The organism is Streptomyces canus, from assembly GCF_030816965.1.
In the GTDB taxonomy this organism is placed as follows: Bacteria; Actinomycetota; Actinomycetes; order Streptomycetales; family Streptomycetaceae; genus Streptomyces; species Streptomyces canus_E.
The window spans coordinates 9,688,208-9,709,583 of the sequence record NZ_JAUSYQ010000002.1; the positions used below are offsets into that span (position 1 = coordinate 9,688,208).

At 71.2% G+C, this 21,376-nt stretch carries 26 protein-coding genes; 13 read left to right on the plus strand and 13 right to left on the minus strand.

Annotated elements, in window-relative coordinates; translation table 11 throughout:
- Positions 1–4 precede the first annotated feature (4 nt).
- The 3 genes from QF027_RS45295 to QF027_RS45305 are packed head-to-tail and all read left to right on the plus strand — an operon-like array spanning position 5 to position 2,020.
- Positions 5–823, plus strand: a complete 819-nt coding sequence (locus tag QF027_RS45295) for an SAM-dependent methyltransferase (RefSeq protein WP_306973018.1) — start codon at positions 5–7, stop codon at positions 821–823.
- A 42-nt stretch (positions 824–865) separates the two neighbouring features.
- On the plus strand, positions 866–1,597 hold the full coding sequence (locus QF027_RS45300) for a class I SAM-dependent methyltransferase (RefSeq protein ID WP_306973017.1): 732 nt from the start codon (positions 866–868) through the stop codon (positions 1,595–1,597).
- Between the two features lie 42 nt (positions 1,598–1,639).
- Positions 1,640–2,020, plus strand: a complete 381-nt coding sequence (locus tag QF027_RS45305) for a hypothetical protein (RefSeq protein WP_307081345.1) — start codon at positions 1,640–1,642, stop codon at positions 2,018–2,020.
- Between the two features lie 88 nt (positions 2,021–2,108).
- Here the strand turns inward: QF027_RS45305 and QF027_RS45310 are convergent, their stop codons facing one another.
- Positions 2,109–3,026 carry a helix-turn-helix domain-containing protein gene (locus tag QF027_RS45310; RefSeq protein WP_307081347.1) on the minus strand — a complete coding sequence of 306 codons (918 nt, stop codon included), beginning with the start codon at positions 3,024–3,026 and terminating at the stop codon, positions 2,109–2,111.
- A 128-nt stretch (positions 3,027–3,154) separates the two neighbouring features.
- Positions 3,155–3,385 (minus strand): DUF397 domain-containing protein, encoded by a 231-nt coding sequence (locus QF027_RS45315; RefSeq protein ID WP_306973014.1) that lies wholly within the window; start codon positions 3,383–3,385, stop codon positions 3,155–3,157.
- A gap of 211 nt (positions 3,386–3,596) precedes the next feature.
- Between QF027_RS45315 and QF027_RS45320 the strand changes: the two genes are divergently transcribed.
- The 3 genes from QF027_RS45320 to QF027_RS45330 all read left to right on the plus strand — a co-directional run bounded on the left by QF027_RS45320 (position 3,597) and on the right by QF027_RS45330 (position 6,566).
- Positions 3,597–4,139 (plus strand): ATP-binding protein, encoded by a 543-nt coding sequence (locus QF027_RS45320; protein WP_307081349.1) that lies wholly within the window; start codon positions 3,597–3,599, stop codon positions 4,137–4,139.
- 28 nt (positions 4,140–4,167) lie between these two features.
- Complete coding sequence (locus QF027_RS45325) at positions 4,168–4,710, plus strand: hypothetical protein (RefSeq protein ID WP_307081351.1); 543 nt, start codon at positions 4,168–4,170, stop codon at positions 4,708–4,710.
- A gap of 89 nt (positions 4,711–4,799) precedes the next feature.
- The gene (locus tag QF027_RS45330; protein WP_307081352.1) at positions 4,800–6,566 is read left to right on the plus strand and encodes an ABC transporter ATP-binding protein; all 1,767 of its coding nucleotides are present in this window, start codon (positions 4,800–4,802) and stop codon (positions 6,564–6,566) included.
- 19 nt (positions 6,567–6,585) lie between these two features.
- On the opposite strand, the gene QF027_RS45335 is transcribed toward QF027_RS45330, so the two are convergent.
- Positions 6,586–6,942, minus strand: coding sequence for a hypothetical protein (locus QF027_RS45335; RefSeq protein ID WP_306973010.1), 357 nt, complete (start codon positions 6,940–6,942; stop codon positions 6,586–6,588).
- A 174-nt stretch (positions 6,943–7,116) separates the two neighbouring features.
- Between QF027_RS45335 and QF027_RS45340 the strand changes: the two genes are divergently transcribed.
- Positions 7,117–7,359: a DUF5133 domain-containing protein gene (locus tag QF027_RS45340; protein WP_306973009.1), complete on the plus strand. Its 243-nt coding sequence runs from the start codon at positions 7,117–7,119 to the stop codon at positions 7,357–7,359.
- Between the two features lie 25 nt (positions 7,360–7,384).
- On the opposite strand, the gene QF027_RS45345 is transcribed toward QF027_RS45340, so the two are convergent.
- Positions 7,385–8,359, minus strand: coding sequence for a GlxA family transcriptional regulator (locus tag QF027_RS45345; RefSeq protein ID WP_306973008.1), 975 nt, complete (start codon positions 8,357–8,359; stop codon positions 7,385–7,387).
- Between the two features lie 180 nt (positions 8,360–8,539).
- Between QF027_RS45345 and QF027_RS45350 the strand changes: the two genes are divergently transcribed.
- Both QF027_RS45350 and QF027_RS45355 read left to right on the plus strand, forming a co-directional pair.
- Positions 8,540–8,995, plus strand: a complete 456-nt coding sequence (locus QF027_RS45350; RefSeq protein ID WP_306973007.1) for a hypothetical protein — start codon at positions 8,540–8,542, stop codon at positions 8,993–8,995.
- Between the two features lie 117 nt (positions 8,996–9,112).
- A complete protein-coding gene (locus QF027_RS45355) occupies positions 9,113–9,328 on the plus strand; it encodes a hypothetical protein (RefSeq protein ID WP_306973006.1) in 216 nt (71 codons plus the stop codon).
- A gap of 7 nt (positions 9,329–9,335) precedes the next feature.
- On the opposite strand, the gene tgmB is transcribed toward QF027_RS45355, so the two are convergent.
- The 3 genes from tgmB to QF027_RS45370 all read right to left on the minus strand — a co-directional run bounded on the left by tgmB (position 9,336) and on the right by QF027_RS45370 (position 10,968).
- On the minus strand, positions 9,336–10,310 hold the full coding sequence (gene tgmB / locus QF027_RS45360) for an ATP-grasp ribosomal peptide maturase (RefSeq protein ID WP_307081354.1): 975 nt from the start codon (positions 10,308–10,310) through the stop codon (positions 9,336–9,338).
- 17 nt (positions 10,311–10,327) lie between these two features.
- Positions 10,328–10,519 carry a putative ATP-grasp-modified RiPP gene (gene tgmA / locus QF027_RS45365; protein ID WP_031037338.1) on the minus strand — a complete coding sequence of 64 codons (192 nt, stop codon included), beginning with the start codon at positions 10,517–10,519 and terminating at the stop codon, positions 10,328–10,330.
- 131 nt (positions 10,520–10,650) lie between these two features.
- A complete protein-coding gene (locus tag QF027_RS45370; RefSeq protein WP_306973004.1) occupies positions 10,651–10,968 on the minus strand; it encodes a YkvA family protein in 318 nt (105 codons plus the stop codon).
- A gap of 253 nt (positions 10,969–11,221) precedes the next feature.
- Between QF027_RS45370 and QF027_RS45375 the strand changes: the two genes are divergently transcribed.
- The gene (locus QF027_RS45375) at positions 11,222–11,827 is read left to right on the plus strand and encodes a hypothetical protein (protein ID WP_307081357.1); all 606 of its coding nucleotides are present in this window, start codon (positions 11,222–11,224) and stop codon (positions 11,825–11,827) included.
- Between the two features lie 106 nt (positions 11,828–11,933).
- Here QF027_RS45375 and QF027_RS45380 read toward each other — a convergent pair whose 3' ends face one another.
- The 3 genes from QF027_RS45380 to QF027_RS45390 are packed head-to-tail and all read right to left on the minus strand — an operon-like array spanning position 11,934 to position 15,590.
- Entirely contained in the window at positions 11,934–14,051 is a 2,118-nt protein-coding gene (locus tag QF027_RS45380) for a xanthine dehydrogenase family protein molybdopterin-binding subunit (RefSeq protein ID WP_307081359.1), read from the minus strand.
- A gap of 10 nt (positions 14,052–14,061) precedes the next feature.
- Positions 14,062–15,054 carry an FAD binding domain-containing protein gene (locus QF027_RS45385; RefSeq protein ID WP_306973001.1) on the minus strand — a complete coding sequence of 331 codons (993 nt, stop codon included), beginning with the start codon at positions 15,052–15,054 and terminating at the stop codon, positions 14,062–14,064.
- Positions 15,051–15,590: a (2Fe-2S)-binding protein gene (locus QF027_RS45390; protein WP_307081361.1), complete on the minus strand. Its 540-nt coding sequence runs from the start codon at positions 15,588–15,590 to the stop codon at positions 15,051–15,053. Before QF027_RS45390 ends, QF027_RS45385 begins: the two co-directional genes overlap by 4 nt.
- 112 nt (positions 15,591–15,702) lie before the next feature.
- On the opposite strand from QF027_RS45390, the gene QF027_RS45395 reads away from it, so the two are divergent.
- Positions 15,703–16,362 carry a maleylpyruvate isomerase N-terminal domain-containing protein gene (locus QF027_RS45395; protein WP_307081363.1) on the plus strand — a complete coding sequence of 220 codons (660 nt, stop codon included), beginning with the start codon at positions 15,703–15,705 and terminating at the stop codon, positions 16,360–16,362.
- A 9-nt stretch (positions 16,363–16,371) separates the two neighbouring features.
- Here the strand turns inward: QF027_RS45395 and QF027_RS45400 are convergent, their stop codons facing one another.
- Positions 16,372–17,484, minus strand: a complete 1,113-nt coding sequence (locus QF027_RS45400) for a hypothetical protein (RefSeq protein ID WP_307081365.1) — start codon at positions 17,482–17,484, stop codon at positions 16,372–16,374.
- 339 nt (positions 17,485–17,823) lie between these two features.
- Between QF027_RS45400 and QF027_RS45405 the strand changes: the two genes are divergently transcribed.
- Together QF027_RS45405 and QF027_RS45410 are read left to right on the plus strand one after the other, a co-directional pair.
- On the plus strand, positions 17,824–18,204 hold the full coding sequence (locus QF027_RS45405; protein WP_307082717.1) for a PadR family transcriptional regulator: 381 nt from the start codon (positions 17,824–17,826) through the stop codon (positions 18,202–18,204).
- Entirely contained in the window at positions 18,201–19,205 is a 1,005-nt protein-coding gene (locus QF027_RS45410; protein WP_306972997.1) for a hypothetical protein, read from the plus strand. The genes QF027_RS45405 and QF027_RS45410 overlap by 4 nt, the downstream gene beginning before the upstream one ends.
- Here QF027_RS45410 and QF027_RS45415 read toward each other — a convergent pair.
- Together QF027_RS45415 and QF027_RS45420 are read right to left on the minus strand one after the other, a co-directional pair.
- The gene (locus QF027_RS45415; RefSeq protein WP_307081367.1) at positions 19,189–19,680 is read right to left on the minus strand and encodes a lamin tail domain-containing protein; all 492 of its coding nucleotides are present in this window, start codon (positions 19,678–19,680) and stop codon (positions 19,189–19,191) included. The genes QF027_RS45410 and QF027_RS45415 overlap by 17 nt on opposite strands.
- A 146-nt stretch (positions 19,681–19,826) precedes the next feature.
- Positions 19,827–21,167 carry a jacalin-like lectin gene (locus QF027_RS45420; RefSeq protein WP_307081369.1) on the minus strand — a complete coding sequence of 447 codons (1,341 nt, stop codon included), beginning with the start codon at positions 21,165–21,167 and terminating at the stop codon, positions 19,827–19,829.
- Between the last annotated feature and the right edge of the window lie 209 nt (positions 21,168–21,376).

Sequence of the window (21,376 nt, forward strand, 5' to 3'; positions counted from 1 at the left end):
AAAGATGAGCACCGGTAAGAAGCTGTCCACGGAGATCGACGCCTCCGTACCCACGGCCGCACGCATGTACGACCACTATCTGGGCGGCAAGGACAACTACGCGGCCGACCGGGCGGCCTGCGAGGAACTCGACAAGGTCGTCCCCAGCACCCGCAGGCTCGCCGTGAACAACCGGCGTTTCCTCCAGCGGGTGGTGCGGACCCTCTCGACGGACTACGGCATCCGGCAGTACCTGGACCACGGCTCCGGCCTGCCCACCCAGGACAACGTCCACCAGGTGGCCCAGCGCATCGACCCCACCACGCACGTCGTCTACGTCGACAACGACCCCATGGTCCTCGTCCACGGCCGGGCGCTGCTCGAGCAGGACGAGCGCACCGCCGTCATCCACGCGGACATGCGGGAGACCGATGCGATCTTCGCCCACGAGGACACCCAGCGGCTGATCGACTTCTCGCAGCCCGTCGCCGTGCTGTTCAACTCCGTCATGCACTGCATCCCCGACAGCGAGACGGACGGGCCGTCCGCGCTGGCCCGCCGGGTCCGCGAGCGGCTCGCGCCCGGCAGCTTCATGGTGATGTGCCAGCTGGTCAGCGGGGACCCCGAAGTCCGCGACTTCGTCACCAACTTCATGGACCAGGTGACCCAGGGTCACTGGGGCCGGGTGCGTGAGGAGAAGGACGTCGCCGAGTGGTTCGAGGGACTGGAGATCCTCGACCCGGGCCTCGTGGAGGTCTCCACCTGGCGACCCGACTCCGAGGTGGCCCCCCGCCAGCTCACCCACGAGTGGATCGAGTTCGGCGGCGTCGCCCGACTCGTCTGATCCGGACCCGAGCGTCCCCGGCGCGACCGGGAAGGAGAGCGAATGGACCGCACCGTACGCACGGTGGAGGACGTCCTCCACCTCCTCGACGGCCTGTTCGCTCCCCAGGCCGATCGCTGGAGCGCGGACGCCGGTTCCTGGTGGGACGGCTTCTACGCGGACCGCTCCAAGCCCGTTCCCTTCTTCGTGCCGAAGCCGGACGAGAACCTGGTGTCGTACCTCGACCGCGGCCTCATCACCCCGGGCCGCGCCCTCGATCTGGGCTGCGGGCCGGGCCGCAACGCGCTGCACCTCGCCTCCCTCGGCTTCGAGGTCGACGCCGTCGATCTCTCACCCGGCGCCATCGCCTGGGCCAGGGAGCGTGCGCACGAGACGGCGGCCGACGTCCGCTTCGTGTGCGGCGATGCCTTCTCACTGCCGGACACCGGACTTGGCGGCCCCTACGACCTGATCTACGACTCCGGCTGTTTCCACCATCTGCCGCCGCACCGTCGCGTCAGCTACCTGGCACTCCTGGAACGGCACCTCGCGCCCGGCGGCCGCTTCGGCATCGTCTGCTTCGCCGACGGGGCCATGGGATCGGACCTGCCGGACGCGGAGGTGTATCGCCAGGGCCGACTCGACGGCGGTCTCGCCTACTCGGCCCGGTCTCTGCGCCGGATCTTCCGCGACCTGACCGAGATCGAACTGCGCCGCATGCGCGACGAGCCGCCCGACTCCTCCTGCTTCGGCGAACCCTTCCTCTGGGCAGGACTGTTCGGCCGTGACCACTGAGAGCTTGCGCGTCCGCGCCGTCCAACGTCTACGTTCCTGCCGGTGAAGACCTGGACGGAGCGCCCTGCCAAGACCGACGTCGAGGCAGCCATGTGTCACTACCTCGGTCTGCTCCGAGCGGGGAAGATCCTTGAGGCCGAACAGCTCGTCGATCACCCGCCCGTCCGGCATGTGCTCAAGTCGCTGTGGGACGGCTCCATCGCGGCCGGCGCGGCGAGTGGCGGCCTTGCCGTGGACGCGTGGGAGCGGGACTTGTCATGGTTCAGCGAACTCGATGTCGCGGACTTCCACTGGGGTGATACAGGCAGCCATGTCTACGCCGAGCTCACCTACCGCGCACAGATGATCGAGGTGGCGTTGGGGTTCTGGGTCAAAGCCACCGATGCCGGCTGGGTCGTCGCGGGACCATCCACCCTCTGGTAGGACACAGGACCGAGCACGGGAACCACCAGCCCCACCACAGCCTCACCCAGAGGTGCACATCAGCCCACGAACCGCCCTCTGCCGATTCTCAGCCGCCGTAACGCTGCTCCATCGTCTGCTGCAACAGCCGCAGCGAGTCCCGGGGTTTGAGCGCGTCGTCCGCCAGCCGGTCCAGGGCGAGCCGGTACTCCTCCGTCTCGTCCCGGTCCTCCAGGAAGTTCGCGCTCTTGATGTGCTCCAGGTAGACGACGTCCGGCAGATCGAGGCCCCCGAAGCGGAGGTAGGTGATCGGTATGGCCGGGGCGGACGCGTTGGTCACGTCCAAGGGGACGACCTGCACCGTCACATGGGGGCGCCGGGCCATCTCGACGAGGTGCGCCAGCTGTGCCCGCATGACCTCCCGGCTGCCCAGCACCCGCAGCAGCACCGACTCGTCGATCACCGCCCACAGCTGCGGGGGGTCCGCGCGCTGCAGCAACTGCGCACGCCGCGTGCGCAGTTCGACGCGTCGCGCCACCTCGCCGGCCGCCGCGGTCGGCAGGCCGCGTTCCACCACCGCCCGCGTGTAGTCCGGGGTCTGGAGCAGGCCGGGGACGTACTGGATCTCGAAGGTACGGATCGCCGCGGCCGCCTCCTGCAGCCCGACCAGACGGTCGAACCACTCGGGCATCAGTCGCTTGTCGTACCGCTGCCACCAGCCCGGCTCACCGGCCCGCTGCAACAGCTTGAGCAGTACCGAGGCCTCGTAGTCGTCGGTGCCGTACAGCTCGAGGAGGGCGCGGACGTCGCTCTCCGACGGGGGCTTGCGGCCCTTGCCCGACTCGATGCGGGACAGCTTCGCCGGGCTGAACCCGAGGGCCCGCGCCGCCTGGTCCTGGGCGAGTCCGGCATCCTCGCGGAATCCCGCCAACTGGACGCCGACCAGCATCTTCAGCAGGGTGGGAGCCGGTTCGGACCGGTCCAGATACGGTTCCAGGCGGGAGGTGCGATGGGACGCGGCAGACATCCTGACTCCCAGTAAACCGGCACAGAGACGACTCACACTATCGCACGCAGTGTGGCCGTTCCGCATCATTCCGTAGGTGCCGGTGGCGGCACGGGAGTTGGGACCACCGGCACCTCGGATCCCGCACCTCACAGGAGGTGGTCGAACTCACCGTCCTTCGCGCCGGCGAGGAACGCCGCGACCTCGGCCGGTGTGTAGACCAGCGCGGGACCGTCGGGATCACGGGAGTTGCGCAGCGCGACGCCGCCGTCGACGAGTGTGGCCACTTCGACGCAGTTGCCCTCGGCGTTGCTGTGCCGGCTCTTGACCCAGCGGGCGTCGAGCGAACTCGCCCGCACTCCGTTCTGCACTGGTGGCACTGCAGTCTCCTTGCTGTTCACGTTCTTCGCCGGGCGCCGTGCCCGGCCGTGCGGGGTGGGACAGGGGTGAACAACCGCAACCTCCGCGGCCCCACCCAATGTTCGCGCAATTTCTCGTGCAATTGCACGCGGGCGCCTTCAGCGTGGATACTAGCTCCAGCGTCAACCCCTGCGGTTGCGCCCCGTCTTGACGTCGCATCAAGGAGATGCCGTGTCGTCACCTGCGAACCACGCGATCCGGCCGCCGAGCCAGGCTGTGCCGGAGGCGGGTGATGCGGGCCCGGCCGGTGAGACCCTGCGGCATCCCGGTCCCGCCGGCGCACAGCGGCGCCCGGGCCCCCTCGACACCGCCGCGCTGCTCGTCAACTGCAGCAAGGAGGGTTTCGCCCGGGCCCGCGCCTTCACCCGCGAGACGCTGAGCTACTGGTCCCTCGACCATCGCAGCGACGACGCCACCCTCGTGATCACCGAACTCGCGGCCAACGCCGTGGCGCACGCGGTGCCCCGGCCCGCGGCGGACGGTGCGGCCGAGGTGTGGCTGGGGTTGTCCCTGGACCCCGCCCATCTGCTGGTGACCGTCTCCGACCCCGGTGACGAGCCGCCCGCGTACACGCCCGCCGACGTCAACGCCCTGCGGGAGCACGGCCGTGGCCTGCACATCGTCGACGCCCTGGCTCAGGAGTGGGGCTGGACCTCGCAGCCCCCGGCCGGCAAGTCCGTCTGGGCCAAGCTGTCGACCGCCCCTCCTCCCTGACATGACTGCCGTGGAAAGGTCTTACGTCATGCGCACCGCTTCGGACCAGCCGAGCAACGAGCGCACCAGCCGCCCCGCGTCCACGACCGGGGTGACGCCGACCACGCCCCTCGCGGCGCTGAGCCGGGTCCCCTGGGCCGAGATCCAGGACTCCACCGGCTGCGCCGCGGGCATCCCTCTGCTCCTCAACAGCGTGGCCTGGGGTGACCCCGACACGGCCAGCGCCGCACTCGGTGACCTGCGCAAGCGCATCTGCCAGTACGGCTTCGTCGTGGAGCAGGCCACCGCCGCCACGGTCCCCTTCCTCTGGGAACTCGCCCAAATGCCCCAGGTGACCTGCCGGGCGGAGATCATCCAGCTGCTTCGGAGCATCGCCGGCGCCCGCCAGTGGGAGAGCACGGCGGCCGTCTACCCCAAGCTGCTCAACCACCGCGAGAACCCCGTGGTGTGGGAGCGCCGGGCTCGTCAGGCCGTCCGCGCCAAGAGCGGCGCCCTCAGCCGGCTCATGGCCGACGAGGACACCGCGATCGCCCACGCCACCACGGAACTCGCTCGCACTCTGGACGAGTAGGAGTCCTCTCCACCACCTGGTGTATCCCTTGCCGACGAGGGGGAGAAAGCGCTTGCCCTCACATCGGCAACCTGGGAGGACCGCCGACGATGGCCTCGTCGCTGGAGAAACCGCTCGACCACCGCTATCGGGGCGAACACCCGATACGCACACTCGCCTACCTGTTCCGCGCCGACCGCCGCCGACTGGCCGCGGCCGCCACGGTGTTCACCGTCAAGCACAGCCCGGTGTGGCTGCTGCCCCTGATCACGGCGTCCATCATCGACACCGTCGTCCAGCACCAGCCGATCTCCCGGCTCTGGACGAGCACGGGCGTCATCCTGTTCATCCTGCTGGTCAACTACCCCCTGCATCTCCTCTACGTCCGCCTCCTGTACGGCAGCGTCCGCCGCATGGGCACCACCCTGCGCTCCGCCCTGTGCACCCGCATGCAGCAGCTGTCCATCGGCTACCACTCACGGGTCAGCGCCGGTGTGCTGCAGGCGAAGGTGGTGCGGGACGTCGAGACCGTCGAACAGATGGTGCAGCAGACCGCGGAGACCGGCCTCGGCGCGATCACCGTGCTCGTCGGCGGCCTCGTCATCATCGCCGTAAGGACACCGGAGTTCGTGCCGGTCTTCCTCGTCGTCGTGCCCGCCGCCGCCCTCGTCGTGGCTCGCCTCAGGGCCCGGCTGCGCACCCACAACGAACACTTCCGGCACGAGGTCGAGACCCTGTCGTCCCGCGTCACGGAGATGACCCGCCTCATCCCGGTCACCCGCGCCCACGGCCTGGAGGGCAAGGCACTGCGCCGCATGGACGGCACCCTGCGCCGCCTGCTCACCTCCGGAATGCGTCTCGACCTGGTCAACGGGCGCTTCGGCTCGCTGGCCTGGGTCGTCCTCAACGTGGTCGGCGTGCTCGTTCTCGCCGCGGCCGCGCTGGTGTCGTACTACGGCGTCTGGGGCGTCACCCCCGGCGACGTCGTGATGCTCAGCGCGTTCCTGACCACGCTCACCAACTCCACGACAACGTTGGCGGGACTGGCCCCGGTCATCACCAAGGGCCTGGAGTCCGTCCGTTCCGTCGGTGAGGTGCTCCAGGCGCCCGAGCTGGAGGACAACGAGGGCAAGGCCCAGGTCGATTCGGTGCGCGGGGCCGTCGAATTCCAAGGCGTGGGCCACGCGTACGACAACGGGCGGCCCGCCGTGCGGGACTTCACCCTCTCCGTCACCCCCGGCGAGACCATCGCCCTGGTCGGCGCGTCAGGCGCAGGCAAGTCCACCGTCCTGAACCTCGTCATCGGTTTCATCCGGCCCACCTCGGGACGGCTGCTGCTCGACGGGACCGACATGAACACCCTCGACCTGCGCACCTACCGGCGGTTCGTGTCCGTCGTGCCGCAGGAGTCCATCCTCTTCGACGGCACGATCCGGGATAACGTCGCCTACGGCATGGACGACGCGGACGAGGAAACGGTACGGGCGGCGCTTCGCGACGCGAACGCACTGGAGTTCGTGGACCGGCTGCCGCAGGGCCTCGACACCCTGGTCGGCGAGCGCGGCGCCCGGCTGTCCGGCGGGCAGCGCCAGCGACTGGCCATCGCCCGGGCCCTGATCCGTGATCCGCGGGTCCTGGTCCTCGACGAGGCGACCTCGGCCCTGGACACCCGCTCCGAGGCGCTCGTCCAGCAGGCGCTCGCCCGGCTGCTGCACGGACGCACGACGTTCGTGGTCGCGCACCGGCTGTCGACCGTGCGGGGCGCCGATCGCATCGTGGTGATGGGGGAGGGCCGGATCCTGGAGACCGGCACCCACGAGGAACTCCTGCGCCGCGGCGGGGCCTACACCGCGCTGCACGCCGGACAGGTCGCCTGACCAGGCCGCCTGCCAGGCGTCACGCCGCGCTGCTCCGGGGCACCCGGCGGGGGCACGCCGAGTCGTGGTCGGTGCCGCAGCTCGTCCACCAGCGTTCACAGCACGCTGTGTCGAGCTCGGCGCGGACCATGTCGTCGGCGGCCTCCGCGCCGGGCCCCCCGGGGCCCGCCGCCCGCCTCCACATTTCGGCCAGGGCACGCCGTTGGTCGCAGAGCACGCTTTCGCGTACGACCGCGATGACCGGGACCAGGCTCGCGGCGGCGAACAGGCACACGACCCCCGGGGGGTCGTGACGCAGCGCGAGGACCGCGGTCCACGCCAGTCCGGTGCTCGTCGCGAGGTAGAGGGCGCTGAGGAGGCCTGCGGAGCGGTTCATGGGCGTATACCGTTCATGGTGCGAGGGATGCCCCTTGTTCAACGGTTTGCGGCGCTTGGGGAAGCGGGTCCGGCCGCACGGTATTGCGCCAATCGCGTGCCGAGCGGCAGCGGATGGGATTGAGCCGGTGCAGATGGGGCATACGCAGCGAAAAATTCGAGAGAGGGGCGCTACGTGCTCGTTCCGGACCCGAAGGCCGTCAGGACCCTGCTGACCCGGTATGCGTCATTGAGGATCGCTCAGGCGGAGAGGGAGAGACCGGCGGCGGCTCGTGAGCTGGAGGACGTCAGTTACACACTGTGCGTGATGATGGGCACCACCGACGTCCGTGAAGCGGTCGCCAGGGCGGACGCTCTGCTGCCGGCCGCCGGATGTGCGGACCCGGACAGCGAGAACAGCCTGCCACTGGCCGGGTGACACCGGGCCGGACCCGGCGGGCGGTTCAGGAGCGCACCCCCGCCGGGACGGCCTCCTTCGCGTGAAAGGCCGCGCGGTACGCCTGCGGAGTGGTGCCGACGACCCGGCGGAAGCGTTCCCTGAACGCCGTGGGGGAACCGAACCCCGCCTGCCGCGCGATCCGTTCGACCGGGTGGCCGGTGTTCTCCAGCAGGTACTGGGCGCGCCTCACCCGGGCCCGCAGCAGCCACTGCAGAGGCGTGCTGCCCGTCTGTTCACGGAATCGGCGGCTGAAGGTGCGCTCGCTCATTCCCGAACGGGCGGCCATCGCCCCGAGGGTGATCTCGTGGGCCAGGTTGTCCTCGACCCACTCCAGGAGCGGCTCCAGCGTCGACCCACGGGGCACCGGCGGGTGGTCGTGGACGATGAACTGAGCCTGCCCGCCCTCCCGTTCGAGGGGCATCACCGTCATCCGGGCGGCGTGCGCGGCGACCGCCGAGCCCAGGTCCCGGCGGATCATGTGCAGACACATGTCGAGGGCCGCCGCCGCACCCGCGGAGGTCAGGATCTGACCGTTGTCGACATACAGCACGTCCGGCTGGACCTCGACGGCGGGGAAGCGCTGCGCCAGGTCGTCCGCGGCCACCCAGTGCGTGGTGGCACGCAGCCCGTCCAGGAGCCCGGCCTCCGCCAGCACGAACGCGCCCACGCACACGGACGCGATCCGTGTGCCGGCCGCCGCGGCCTCCCGCAGTGCTGTCAGCGCGCGCGGGGAGGGCGGCCCGGCGGCGGGGGAGCAGCCCGGCACGATGACCGTGTCCGCCTCCGCCAGGGCCTCGAGCCCGTGCTCGACCCGCAGGGTGAAACCGCCGTCCGCGCGGACCTCCGGTGACTCGGCGCACAGCCGGACGCGGTAGGCGGGGCGGCCGTCGGGCAGCTGCGTCCAGTCGAACACCTGCATGGGTGCCGCCATGTCGAACGGCACCACATCGTCGAGAACCAGGATCGCCACGGAGTGCATGACCGCCACGATAGGCGGATTCCCGCCAGAGCCACGACCAGGGGAACCGAGGGGAATTCCCTGCCGGGTACGTTGGCGGGAATCCGTTGGAACGTGTCGTTTCAGCCCCTGTTTGATCATTAGGCGGGTTCCTAGGGTTGGCGGGCACTGCCGACCGCACCGAGAAGGACACGCCACCCCATGACCAAGTTCCTGCTGACCCTGCACGTCCTCGTCGCCATCGTCGCCGTGGGGCCGGTGACCGTCGCGGCCAGCATGTTCCCGCCGGCGGCCCGCCGGGCCCACGCGGAGGAGGCCGGGGTCGGCACGGTACGGCTGCTGCACCGCATCTGCCGGGTCTACGCCGGCATCGGCATCGCGGTCCCCGTCCTCGGCATCGCCACCGGAGCCGCGATGGGCGTCCTGGGCGACGCATGGCTGACCACGTCCATGGCCCTGACCGCCGCGGCCGCCGGAGTCCTCGCCGCCTTCGTCCTGCCCCGGCAGGGCGAACTGCTCGAGGAACTGACCGGACAGGGAAGCGTCGAACACCGCAGTACCGTCCAACTGGCCATGTTCACCGGCATCTTCAACCTTCTGTGGGCAACCGTGACCGTCCTGATGATCGTCCGCCCGGGGTCCACCACCGGCGCATGACCGCCCGCGAGCCGTCAAGCCCGACGTCGGAATTCGTACGCCGGTGCGTGGAGGCGCCTAGACTCGTCAACCGTGCCCATGCGCGTGGGCCCGCGAAAACGAAAGGCGCGTTGACGGGTGTTCCAGGATTCCCCCATCTACGACCGACTCGTCGCCGAGCGCGGCGACGTCCCGGCTCTAGCCCGCAGGGAGGCCGAGCGCGTACGCAGGGAACTGGAGTACGTCATGCGGCCACTGCAGTCCCTCATGCCCCCGCCCGTCCCCGAACGCCCTGCCTCGCCCGGTCAGGGATGGGTCCCGGCCCTACCCCCCGCCGCCCCGCGGTCCTACTGACCCGGACTCAGGACACGGTGGTGTTCGCCCCGTTGGCGCGGGAGCGCGGATCCGGACCGGGCCTGGCCAGCCACTCGGCGATGCTGCGCGCGATCGGCTGGCCCGTCTCCACCTCGACGAAGCCGAACTGTCCCGACTGGTTGCACTCCAGGAACCACCAGGTCCCGTCCCCGTCCTCGGCGAAGTCGAAGGCGCCGTATGCCAGTTCGGCCGCCCCGAGATAGTCCCGGACGGCCGCGGCCACCCGCGGCGGGACATCGGTGGGCTGCCAGGAGGAGGTGGGCGGGGCGAAACGGACGTCCACCTCGTCATCGGCGCCGGTGAGCTTCCGGGCGGCCAGCATGGTCTCGCCCACGACGGTCAGGCGTATGTCGGCCCGTTTGGCGACCCGCCGTTGCAGCAGCGTGGGGCCGAACGCGACAGCCGAGAAGTCGGTGTCCGGTGCGACCCGGCTGGTCGGCACCGCCCGCGGCGGGTCCTGCGGGTGTGCGCCGGAGACCGGCTTGACCACCAGGTCGGGATAGCGCTCGGCGAACTCACGGGCGGCCTGCGGGAACGTCGTCACGATCGTGGCCGGGACGGGCAGCCCGCAGCGCTGGGCGAGCCGTAGCTGCCAGGGCTTGTGACGGGCCCGGCGGGCCGCGTCGGGGTGGTTCATCCAGCGGGCGTCGCTGCCCCGGAGCATGCCGTACAGCGCCTGGGCGGACTCCTCGGTCAGCCACTCCGAGGGCGAGGCCGCCCGCGCCGCGGGGGTGCCCGGGCGGCGCACCCAGATCGAGCGCAGCCCGGAGATGCCCACCAGACGGCCGCCGGCCGACAGGTGGCCGCGGAAGGTGCCGTGCACGTACTCCCCGGACAGTGCGACACCGTCGGTCAGGTCGGCCGGGTCGAGCCGGACCACCGGTACCCCCGTGGCGTTGAGGTGCACGACGACCATGTCGGCCGTCACGTCCTCTTCGCAGGTAAGAATCAACACGGTCATCGGTCGGTGACCTGTGTTCAGTCGTCGAAGTGAGTCTTGGAGCCCGCCGTGGAGGTGGTGGTCCCCAGTTCCCTCATCAGCGCGTGGTCGCGGGCCGCGACCCGGCCGTCCATGAGCACGTTCAACTGCAGCCCGGAGTCGTAGACATACGGAGTGGTCGCCTCCAACGTCGCTGCCGGACGTGCGTAGTTGAGCGCGAACGGTTGCATCGTCTCTCCCTCGCCGGTACTGCCTCTCGCAGACGGCCTCTCCCCACGACGCCGTCAGGTCAGCCGACTTCCTTCGGCTTCCAGAGACTTATACGAATCGAACGAGTGATTGGTTTCCTCACACTGCGTAATCACGGTCGGCGGGTGGTCTCCCGGTCCCGTCCGTCGAGCCGCAGCGCCGCCCGGTCGGCGGGGGAGCCGCGCAGGGTGCGCAGGGCGAGCAGCAGGACGCCGATGTCGTCGAGGTACACCGGGTCCGGCACCAGATCGGTGGGCAGGACGAAGTACAACAGGGCCCCCCAGAAGACCCAGCGGGGCCCGGTGGGAAGTCCCGCCCGCCGCAGACCGCGCCGGGTTCTCACGAGTCGCACCAGCAGCCCCACGGCCACCGCCAGCGCCAGCGCCGCGAGCACAGCGACGACGACGATCAGTGCTGTGGTCGAATCCACGGGCCGACCTCCTCCTCCGGGCGCCGTGCGGCGCGCTGTCTGACGGATTCCCGCATCCGGTCCCGCTAAGACTCGCTGAACGGCGCTCACACCCATGGCTCATCCGAGTGGCACGCCGTCGTGTACCCGCTGACGAACGGGTCATCTCAACGTCGCGGTCGCAAGACGGGGGCGCGTAGGAGCGACCGCACCCTTTGTCCGCAGCAGAGCACGACCACCGGGCCGTCAGCAGCTGATTCGAACGATGCCGCCATTGCCGATGGACGGGTCCTACGGCGATCCCGTCGGCGACCTGGTGCGTGCCGCCGTGGCCGACCGTCCCCTGGAGGACGTCGTCCACCTCATCGCCCTGCTGGAAGAGTCGCCCCACTACGCGCCGGCCATGGGTGCGGCCCTGCGCGCGGTCGGCGTGGACCGGTCCGTGGAGGACGTCACCCGGCTCGTCGCCCTGCCGACCCGGCCGCCACGGGACGCGGACAGCGCCGGCGAGGCGATCAGGGCCGCCGAGTCCCGTCCCGTGGAGGAGGTGACCCGCCTGGTGGCCTTGCTGAACCGGTCCGAACCGCAGACACTGCAGCCACTGCGGTCAGGAGGCGGTGCGCGCGGCGGCGACCGGCCGGCCCGTGGAGGACGGCCCCGAAGGGCTCCGGCCTGGCCGGTCAGGACCGCCGCCGTGCTGATGATCTGGCCCACCCTTCCGGTCCTGGTCCTCGCGGTCGTCGTGCCGACCGGGGTGGCCGCGGGCCAGTTGCTCGACGGACGGTTCCGCTCCCAGGGGCTCGCCGGGCCCTGGAGTTGCCGCTCGCGCCGGCCCGGCTCGCGGGGGCGGTGGCCGCGTGTGCGTCGCCGGCCGCGCTGACCGCGTTGGTGGTGCACCTCGCGTCGCCGGCACTGCCGAAGGGTGTCCCGACGCAGCGGCGGACGGCGGAGCCGGCCCATGAGGCGGCCGACGCTCCGCCGGCTCCCTAGTTCGCTGAAGAGCCGCCCCTCTCCCGGATGCCGCTCAGCACGCGGTCCGGTGTGAGGGGCAGCTCGCGCAGGCGCACGCCGGTGGCGTGGAAGACGGCGTTGCCGATCGCGGCCGCCGTCCCCACGATGCCGATCTCGCCGATGCCCTTGCTGCCCATGGGGTTGAGGCGGGTGTCGTCCTCGTCGATCCAGTGCGCCTCGATGTCGGGCACGTCGGCGTGCGTGGGCACGTGGTACGCGGCCAGATCGGCCTCGGCGAAGTCACCGAACGCTGCGTCCAGTGTGCTGCCCTCGGTCAGTGCCATGCCGAGCCCCATGGTCATGCCGCCGACGAACTGGGAGCGGGCGGTACGGGAGTTGAGAATGTGCCCGGCGGCATACACCCCCATCAGCCTTCGGACCCGGGTCTCGCCGGTGACCGTGTCGACGGCGACCTCCGCGAAGTGGGCGCCGAAGGCGTGCCGGGCGAACGGGCTGTCGGCGTCCGCCCGGCCGGCCGTGTCGGCGCGGACCTCGATCCCCTCGGCAGGCAGCGGCCCTTCGGCCAGGCGCTCCGCGAGCCGGGTGCACGCCTCGTGCACCGCCCAGCCCCAGGAGGCGGTGCCCGACGAGCCGCCGGCCAGTGACGCGGCGGGCAGGTCGCTGCTGCCCACCTCGGTCCGCACGCGCGCCACCGGCACGGCGAGCGCGTCCGCGGCGATCTGCGCGAGCACGGTCCGGGCGCCCGTGCCGATGTCGGTGGCGTTGATCCGTACCAGGAAGGTCCCGTCGGGCAGCGCCCGTACCGCCGCCGTGGACGGCTGCACCAGAACGGGATACATGGCGGCCGCGACCCCCGATCCCACCAGCAGCGGGCCCTCGGCGCGGGAGCGCGGCCGTGGGTCCCGCCCGGCCCAGTCGAAGCGCCGGGCGCCCTCGCGCAGACACTCGACCAGGTGCCTGCTGCTGAAGGGTTTGCCGCTGTCCGGCTCGGTGCCCGGCTCGTTGACGATCCTCAACTCCACCGGATCCATGCCGAGTTCGGCCGCCAGTTCGTCCATGGCCGACTCCAGGGCGTACATGCCGGGAGCCTCGCCGGGGGCCCGCATCCAGGACGGGGTGGGCACGTCGAGCGGCGCCACGCGGTGTGTCGTACGGGAGTCGGGGGCGGCGTACATCACGCGTGCGGGCACGGCAGCCTGCTCCACGAACTCCTTGATCCGCGAGGTGTGGGTGGTGACCTCGTGGATCAGGGAGGTGAGCCGTCCGTCGGAGCGGGCCCCGAGGCGCAGTCGGTGCAGGGTGGGGGCCCGGTGGCCGACGACGGCGGGCAGGAAGCGGCGGGGGAGCGCCAGGGTGACCGGCCGTCCGGTGTGCCGGGCCGCCATCGCGGCGAGCACCACGTCCGGACGGGGGGTGCCCTTGGACCCGAAACCGCCGCCCACGTGCTCGGCGAGAACGGTGACGTGTTCCTCCGGGAGGCCGAACAGGTCGGCCAGGACGGCGCGTACGACCGTGGAGCCCTGCGTGGAGGTGTGCACCGTGAGCCGCCCGTCGTGCCACTCGGCCGTCGTGGCGTGCGGCTCCATCGGGTGGTTGTGCAGCGGAGGCACCCGGTAGTCGACGTCGACCCGGACCTCGGCGGACGTGAACACACCCTCCGGATCGCCGTGTTCACGGCTTCCCGGGTATCCGCCGTTGGCCTGCTCGGGCGCGTACGCGCCGGGGTGCGTGGCGGTGAGGGTGACGTCGTGGTCCTCCACGGCGTAGTCGACGCGCACGGCGGCGGCACCGGCGCGTGCGGCCTCCAGGGTCTCGCCCACCACCAGGGCGACGAACCAACCGCGGTGCGGGACACGCGAGTCGCGCAGGACGCCGAGCGTGGGGTCCTCCGGCTCGGACAGCCTCGGCGCGTTCTGGTGGGTGAGCACCGCCAGGACCCCGGGCACGGCCAGAGCGGCCGCGGTGTCGATGCCGGTGACCCGGCCCCGGGCGATCGAGGCCGGCACGGGCCAGGCGTGGGCCCGGCCGGGACAGGGCTGTTCGGCGGCGTAGCGGGCGGTGCCGGTCACCTTCTCCCGGCCTTCACGGCGCTCGACGGGAGCGCCCAGGGCGGTGGCGGTCGTGGCGTCCACGGCGTTCTCCTCAGGTCCGGGCGGCGGCGGTGAGCCGGGTCAGGACGTCCAGGGCGAGCGAGCGCGCCAGGGGCAGCTTGTAGGCGTTGTCCCGCAACGGCTCGGCGGCGGAGAGCTCCAGGTCGACCGCGTGCTCGAACGCGGCCGCCGTGGGCGCGGCGCCCACCAGCGCCTGTTCGGCCTCCCGCGCCCGCCACGGCCGGTGCGCCAGCGCGCCGAAGGCGATCCCGGCATGGTCGACCACCCCGTCCGTCACCCGCAGCACGGCGGCCACCGAGGCGAGGGCGAAGGCGTACGACGCCCGGTCCCTGGCTTTGCGATAGGCGGACGGCAGTCCGGCTGAGGCCGTCGGCAACAGCACGCCGGTGACGAGTTCGCCGGGGAGGATCTCGGTGTCCCGTTCGGGATGTTCCCCCGGCAGGCGGTGGAATTCGGCCACGGGCACGCTCCGGGCGCCCTCGGTGCCGTACAACTCGACGCGGGCGTCCAGCGCGGCGAGCGCGACGGCCATGTCCGAGGGATGGGTGGCGATGCAGTGCGGGGAGTGCCCGAGCACCGCGTGGTCCCGGTGCAGGCCCTCCCGTGCGCCGCAACCACTGCCCGGCGAGCGCTTGTTGCAGGGTTTGGAGACGTCCTGGAAGTAAGGGCAACGGGTTCGCTGGAGCAGGTTGCCGCCCGTGGTGGCAGCGTTGCGCAGCTGCCCCGAGGCGCCCGCGAGCAGGGCCTGGGAGAGGACGGGATAACGGGCGCGGACGGCCGGATGGGCCGCCAGGTCGCTGTTGCGGACCGTGGCGCCGACGCGCAGCGAACCGTCCGGGAGCTCCTGAACCTCGTCCAGGGGGAGGCGGCTGACGTCGACGAGCAGGTCGGGCCGTTCGACGCCGAGCTTCATCAGGTCGACCAGGTTGGTGCCGCCGCCGAGGTAGCGGGCGCCGGGACGGGCGGCGAAGAGCTCGGCCGCCTCTTCGGGGCTGGTGGCCCGTACGTAGTCGAAGGTCTTCACCGGATCACGTCCTCGACCGCGTCGACGATGCGTGGATAGGCGCCGCAGCGGCACAGGTTGCCGCTGAGCCGCTCGCGGATCTCGTCCCGGTCCAGCGGTACGGGACGGCCGGGCGGCGTCTCGCCGGTGACGCGCGAGGGGTGGCCCGCCGCGGCCTCGTCGAGCATGCCGAGCGCCGAGCAGAGCTGGCCGGGGGTGCAGTAGCCGCACTGGAAGGCGTCGCGGTCGAGGAAGGCCTGTTGCAGGGGATGCAGTTCCTCCCCGTCGCCGCCGAGGCCCTCGACGGTCCGGATCTCGCTGCCGTCCAGGGCGACCGCGAGCAGCAGACAGCTGTTGACCCGGAGCCCGTCCACCAGGACTGTGCAGGCCCCGCACTGCCCGTGGTCACAGCCCTTCCTGGCACCCCACAGGTCCAGATCCTCGCGCAGGACGTCGAGCAGGACGCGCCGGTGGTCCACGAGGAGGGTGTGGGCTTTGCCGTTGACCGTGAGCGTCGTCTCCGAGCAGGTGGCGTTGTCGCTGTTCTCGCCGCTCATGTTGACGGTGACCTTCCGGACGGGCCGAGGAGCTGTCCCCACCGCGTATCCACAGCGGGCTCTCCGACACCTCCCGTCACCCCGGGAAAAGAGCCCCGCCTAGGGTGGCGCCATGAACGCAGACGTCTTGCGCGCCGCCTATGAGGCCTTCGCGGTCGTCGTACGCCCCCTCGGGGACGAGGAGTCCTGGCGGCCCACCGGCTGCGCGGGCTGGGCGGTGCGCGACCTGGTCTTCCACTGTGCCGGGGACGCCCAGCGGGCCCTGGTCGCCCTGCACACGCCCGCGGGCGGACCGCCCGACCGGGACGCCGTGACCTACTGGCGGGACTGGGCGCCGGACCTTGCCGGCGCGGCGAACGGACGGCGCTGGAACCGGGTGAGCGCCAGCATGTTCCTCGACTTCCGCCAGCTGCGCGACCTGTATCTGGAGACGACCGCGGCCGCCGTGAACGCCGCCGCGGACGCCCGGCCGGATCTGCGGGTCGCCACTCAGGGCCATGTGCTGACGGCCGGGGACCTCATGCTCACCCTCGCCGTCGAGGCCACCATCCACCACCTCGACCTCGTCACCGACCTGCCGGAGGCCGTCGGACCGTCCCCGGCGGGCCTGGCCGCGGTGCGCGCCACCCTCGACGGTCTCCTCGGCCGGCCCGTTCCGCTCGACTGGAGTGACGAGCACTACGCCCGCGCAGCCACCGGACGCACGCCGCTCACGGACCCCGAACGCCGCGCCCTCGGACCCGACGCGGACCGCTTCCCGCTGTTCAGCTGATCTGCCTCTTCAGCTGATCTGCTGGTCCGAGTCCTCGTCGCGGGCCGCGGGCTTCAAGGTGCCCTTCCAGCGCCCGAACGTCCGGGACAGCTGCTGCAACGGCGAGGTGGCCCCCGGATCCGCACGGGGCTCCGGCGCCGGGGCGTTCTCGCGGTAGATGGCCAGCGCCTCGTTCGCCCGCTCGGCGGCCTCCCGGTACAGGTCCCGGGACTTCGTCATGGCCTCCAGGGCGTCGGCGTACATCGTCACGAGCGCGCGCTCGCGTGCGAGTTCCTCCTCCAGCGTCAGCAGCTGCCACTGTTCCCGCAGAGCGGTCACCGCCGCCCAGGCGTCGTCCGGCAGCGGCTTGGGCATCATGGCGTAGCGCGTCACGGTCGCGATGAGCTCGGTGGGCTCCGAGCCGTCGAGGAACACACTGCGTACGGAGAAGTCCTGGCCGTCGTAGCCGGGCGGCACCGGCGTCCCGGGCAGCACCACGGCCCCGCCGCGCGGCACCTCCACGCCGAAGTCCTTCACGGCCCAGTTGAGGACCCGCAGCTGGTGCGGCTGCGCCCGGTGCTCGACCACGCGGTGGCGCAGACCGGGCGGCACCATGTCCGCCAGCGGGCGTCGGCCGCGCTGGTCGGTGGTCATGGCCTCGTGGACGACGACATGCACGGCCCAGCTGCCCCGCACGGCCTGCCGGAGCAGTCGCCGTACGTCCTTGTCCTCCTCGGGCAGCACACTCAGGTCTCTCAGACGCAGCCCCGTGGCGGCGTCACGGTCCCAGAAGACGTCCGCGCTGTCGGGCCAGAACATGGTCGCGGGCGACGGCCACCGCAGATCCCAGGGCTGCTCCGCCTCGGCGGCCAGCACCCACTCCTGTCCGCCGCTCGACACAGGGGCGAGCGAGAGCCGGGCCCTGACGGTCACCTCGTCGGCGACCCGCCAGCGGGCCTCGAAGACGCGGTCCGGGTCGTCCCCGGCTCCGGAGGGCTCCTGGAAGCCGTCGAGGGTCGCGCTCTCCTTCAGTCGCTCCAGGTTGTGGCGCAGGACGTCGGCCGCGTCGGATCCGAGATGGCGGCCGCGGGCCAGCCAGACGGTGGAAGGTGCCGTGGGGTCTGCCGTGGGAGTGCTTGACATGGGTCCATCTGTGAGAAGGAGTGGTGCGTGCGAGGGCCAAGTATCGTCGCCGCAGGCCCGTACGGACCAGGCGGGTCCGGCAGGCGGACACGTCCGGTGTGCGCTGCCCGCCGACACGTGATCTGCCCCGCGCACACGGGGCGCACACGCTCCGCACAGAGCAACCGCGCTTCACTCGTGCCCTGTTCGGACCCCGCACGCCAAAATGACCTCCCGAACAGGGCCCGCCCACCATCCGCATTGGGGCGGGCCCTGTTCGCCGTTTCCACCCGATCGTACGTTTCGGCTCGCTGAATATATCGGAAGCCGATATATTCTTGTTTCATGGCACCGAGGAACATGACACAGGCGGCGTTCTTCGTTCTGACCGCCCTCGCCGACCAGCCGCGGCACGGCTACGGCATCCTGCGCGAGGTCGAGGAACTGTCCGAAGGGGCCGTACAGATGCGCGTCGGCACCCTCTACGGCGTACTGGACCGGCTCACCGCCGACGAACTGATCGTGCTGGACCGCGAGGAGGTGCAGCAGGGCCGGCTACGGCGCTACTACCGCCTCACCGACGAGGGCACCGTGGCACTGGACGCCGAGGCGGAGCGGCTGGCCGCCGGAGCGAGCGCCGCGAAGAGGCGCATCGCCGAAGGACGGCGTAGCCCCGGAAGTGCTCCTGGAACGACCGGCACGCCCGCCACGGGCCACGGACTCGCCGGAGGTCTGGCATGACGACGCTGCTCGAAGCCCGTTACCGCGCCGTCCTGCGCCTGCTGCCCGCCTACTACCGGCGCGAGCGCGAGGAGGAGATGGTCGAGACCTACCTCTGGGACGTCGACCAGGAGACCCAGGACCAGAGCCGGCCCACCCTCGGCGAGGTGGCGAGCATCGTCGCGCTGGCCGTGCGCAGCAGGCTCGGCGCGAGCGGCGTGCCCCGCCGGTACGCCGTGCTCGGCTCGGCCGTCCGCCTCTTCGCGCTCTTCGCCGTCCTGCTGCAGGCGGCGTCCGCCGTGGTCGACCGGGTTCTGGGACTGACCTGGGCGTCGACCCGTGGCGGGAGCCAATGGGACATGTTCACGGACGGCTTCACCGGTCACGGCGTGTGGGCCGGCGCCGTCGCGGCCGCCCAGTGGTTCCTGCCGCTGCTGTGGACGGTCGCCTACTTCGCCCTCCTGCGCGACCGCCGCCGTCTCGCCCAGGCCTCCGCACTCGTGGCGGCCCTGCCGACGCTCCTGCCGCTGGTCGATCTCTGGGCTCGCGACTTCGCCCCCTCGGACTCCGCCTATGTCGTCGCGGCCGCCGTGCTGGCCTGGTCGTCGGCGCTGGCACTCGGCGCGGCCCATCACCGCGACGCGCCCCCGGCGGCTCTTCCCGTGGGCGCGCCCGGCCTGGTCTTCGCCGCCTGCTGTGTGCTGATGGGCGGCTCCGTGGTGGCACTGCCCGGCGGGGTCGACACCGTCTGGGCGCTCGTCACGTGCTACCTCGTGACGTCCCTCGCCTGGCTGCTGTACCGCGCGCGGGGCGAGAACCGCGTCCCCGCCGAAGAGGCCGGCGCCCTTGCGGCGCTGGGTCTGCTTCTCCTGACGGTCCGGATCACCGCGGTCTACCCGTGGCTCGACGTCCTGCCCGGCGCGCTGCGCGTGGGTGTCCTGACCCAGGCGGCGGCCCTGGTCGCACTGACCGCCGCGCTGGCCGTCCTGAGCGGACGCGACCTGCTCAGCCGTGGTACGTGATGTACCCGTTGCCGTCCCGGTCGTTGGCGCTCTTCGTGTACGCGTGGGTGTCGGCGTGGCTGCCCGACGGCTTGTACAGGTAGATCGTGTCCTTGTCGTTGTTCCACATGAAGTTGCAGTTGTCGCGGTACACGACGTTCTTCGCGTCCGAGTCGTCACCGCGCCCGCCGCGCAGCTTGACGTAGTCGCCGGGCTGGAGGGAGTGGCTCGCGGTGAAGGTGAACTTGTTGCCCGCCGCGTCCTTCACGACGTACCCCTTGAGGTTCACCGTCGCGGTCCTCGAGTAGTTCTTGATCGTGAGGTACTCCTCGTCGGTGTTGCCGGTGGCGCAGTTGTTGGAGTCCCGGCCCGGGGCGTCGTACTGGACGCCCTTGATCTTCAGTGCCGACGAGTACTCGGCGGCGTGGGCCGGGACCGCGGCCAGCACGGTCAGCGCGCCTGCGGCCGCGACCACGGCTATGTGTCCTCTACGCATGGAAAAGCCCCCCTGTGAAGGTCTCGTGAAGGAGGCCTGGAGCGTATACAACGCGGAGCGCCAAGGGGGCTTTTCGGTTCGATTGGCAACCTGTTCGGAATACGGCGTCCTGCTTCTCGGAAGGAGGCCCAGCTCGCGTCGGTGGGTCAGCGCTGGGTGTAGATGAAGCCGACCTTGTCGACCTCGTCGCCGCCACGGCCGTGGAACCCGGCGATCTGCCAGCCGGTCGGTGCGGTGCGGGTCACGCAGTCGGAGGTGGTGGTGCCGCCGGTCAGGGTGCGGCCGAGGTTGGTGGTGAACTTGGCGTAGAAGATCCGTGTGCGGCCGTCCTTCTCGGCCTGGCACAGGTTCGCCGTGGTCACGTACTCGCCACTGCCGAGGGTCAGTGCGGATGCGGTGCCGCCGGTGCCGCCGTGGGTGAGGGTCGTGCCGCTGGCGAGAGTCAGGCTCAGTTGGTCGATGCGGGAGCCGGCCCGCAGGGCGAGGGTGGTGGCGCGGGCGCTGGCGGGGACGCTGTTGATGTCGTTGTAGTAGTCGCCGTGCGGGCCGCCGTACTGCTCGCTGAGCTGGTAGGCGGCGTTGCGTGACCAGGTGAAGCCGACGCTGATCGGGTCGTGGTCGGAGAGCATGAGCCCGGCGTCGGTGAGGAACTTGGCGTGCTCGTTGTTGTACGAGGTGGCGTTCAGTGAGACGAGTCTGCTGCTGCGGTAGAGGACTTTGTCGACGACCTCGCAGGTGTTGGGGACGGTGGCGCCGCTCTGGTCGCAGACCAGGGCGTCGCTGCCCTTGGCGGGCGGGGTGCCGCCGCGGATGAGCTGGACCCAGGGGTCGGTGAGGCCGTTGGCGGCGGCGAACTCGGCGATGGTGTCGCCGGAGCGGGTGTAGCGGGTGTTGGTGTCGCCCATGACCACGACCGCGTTGCCTGCCGAGTGGGTCTGGATGAAGGCGGTCAGCTGGTTGAGGTTGTCGGCGCGGGAGGCGAGGTCGCCGTCGTTGGTGCCCGCGTTGGTGTGCAGGTTGTAGAAGTCGACGTAGACGCCCTCGGCGAGGCGCTCGCGCATGAAGGTGAAGCCCTTGGGCGTGAGGCAGTCGCCCGAGTCCACCTGGCAGGAGTTCCAGCGCACCCGCTCGAAGTCGTCCTCGTCGTAGGGGATCTTCGAAAGGGTGTTGAGGCCGCTGCCGATGCCGGCGCCGCCGCTGGTGGGGGTGCGGTAGGCGTGGCTCGTGTCGCCCGCGTAGAGGTAGGCGTGATAGTTGAAGTCCTCTTCCACGTGGACGATGTCGTAGGGCGCTACGCGCCGGCCGATCGCCGTGGTGCTCGATTCGCGGGGTGTGGGCGCGCTGGAGATGGCTTCGGGCAGGCCGGCGACGTTGTAGCTGAGGACGCTGAAGCTGCCCGAGTCGGCGGCCGTGGCGGAGGGGGCGGCCGCGGTGAGGCCTCCGAGGACGGCGGTGGTCGCCGCCAGAGCGGCGAGGAGTCTGCGCATGGGGAGTGTCTCCTGACGGAGTGGCGCGGGTGAATGGAGCGAGCGGGACAGAAGTTACCGCCGGTTACCCCATGTTGTCGCGGTGTCGCGCGCTCCTTTGCCGCCAAGTCCCCCGCTCCTGACCGGCCGTTGGGGCCCCGCGCCCGCCACCGTTCATCTCTCCTTCACGCGCGATGGCTGAATCCCGGCCCTGCGGATGCCGGGGTTCC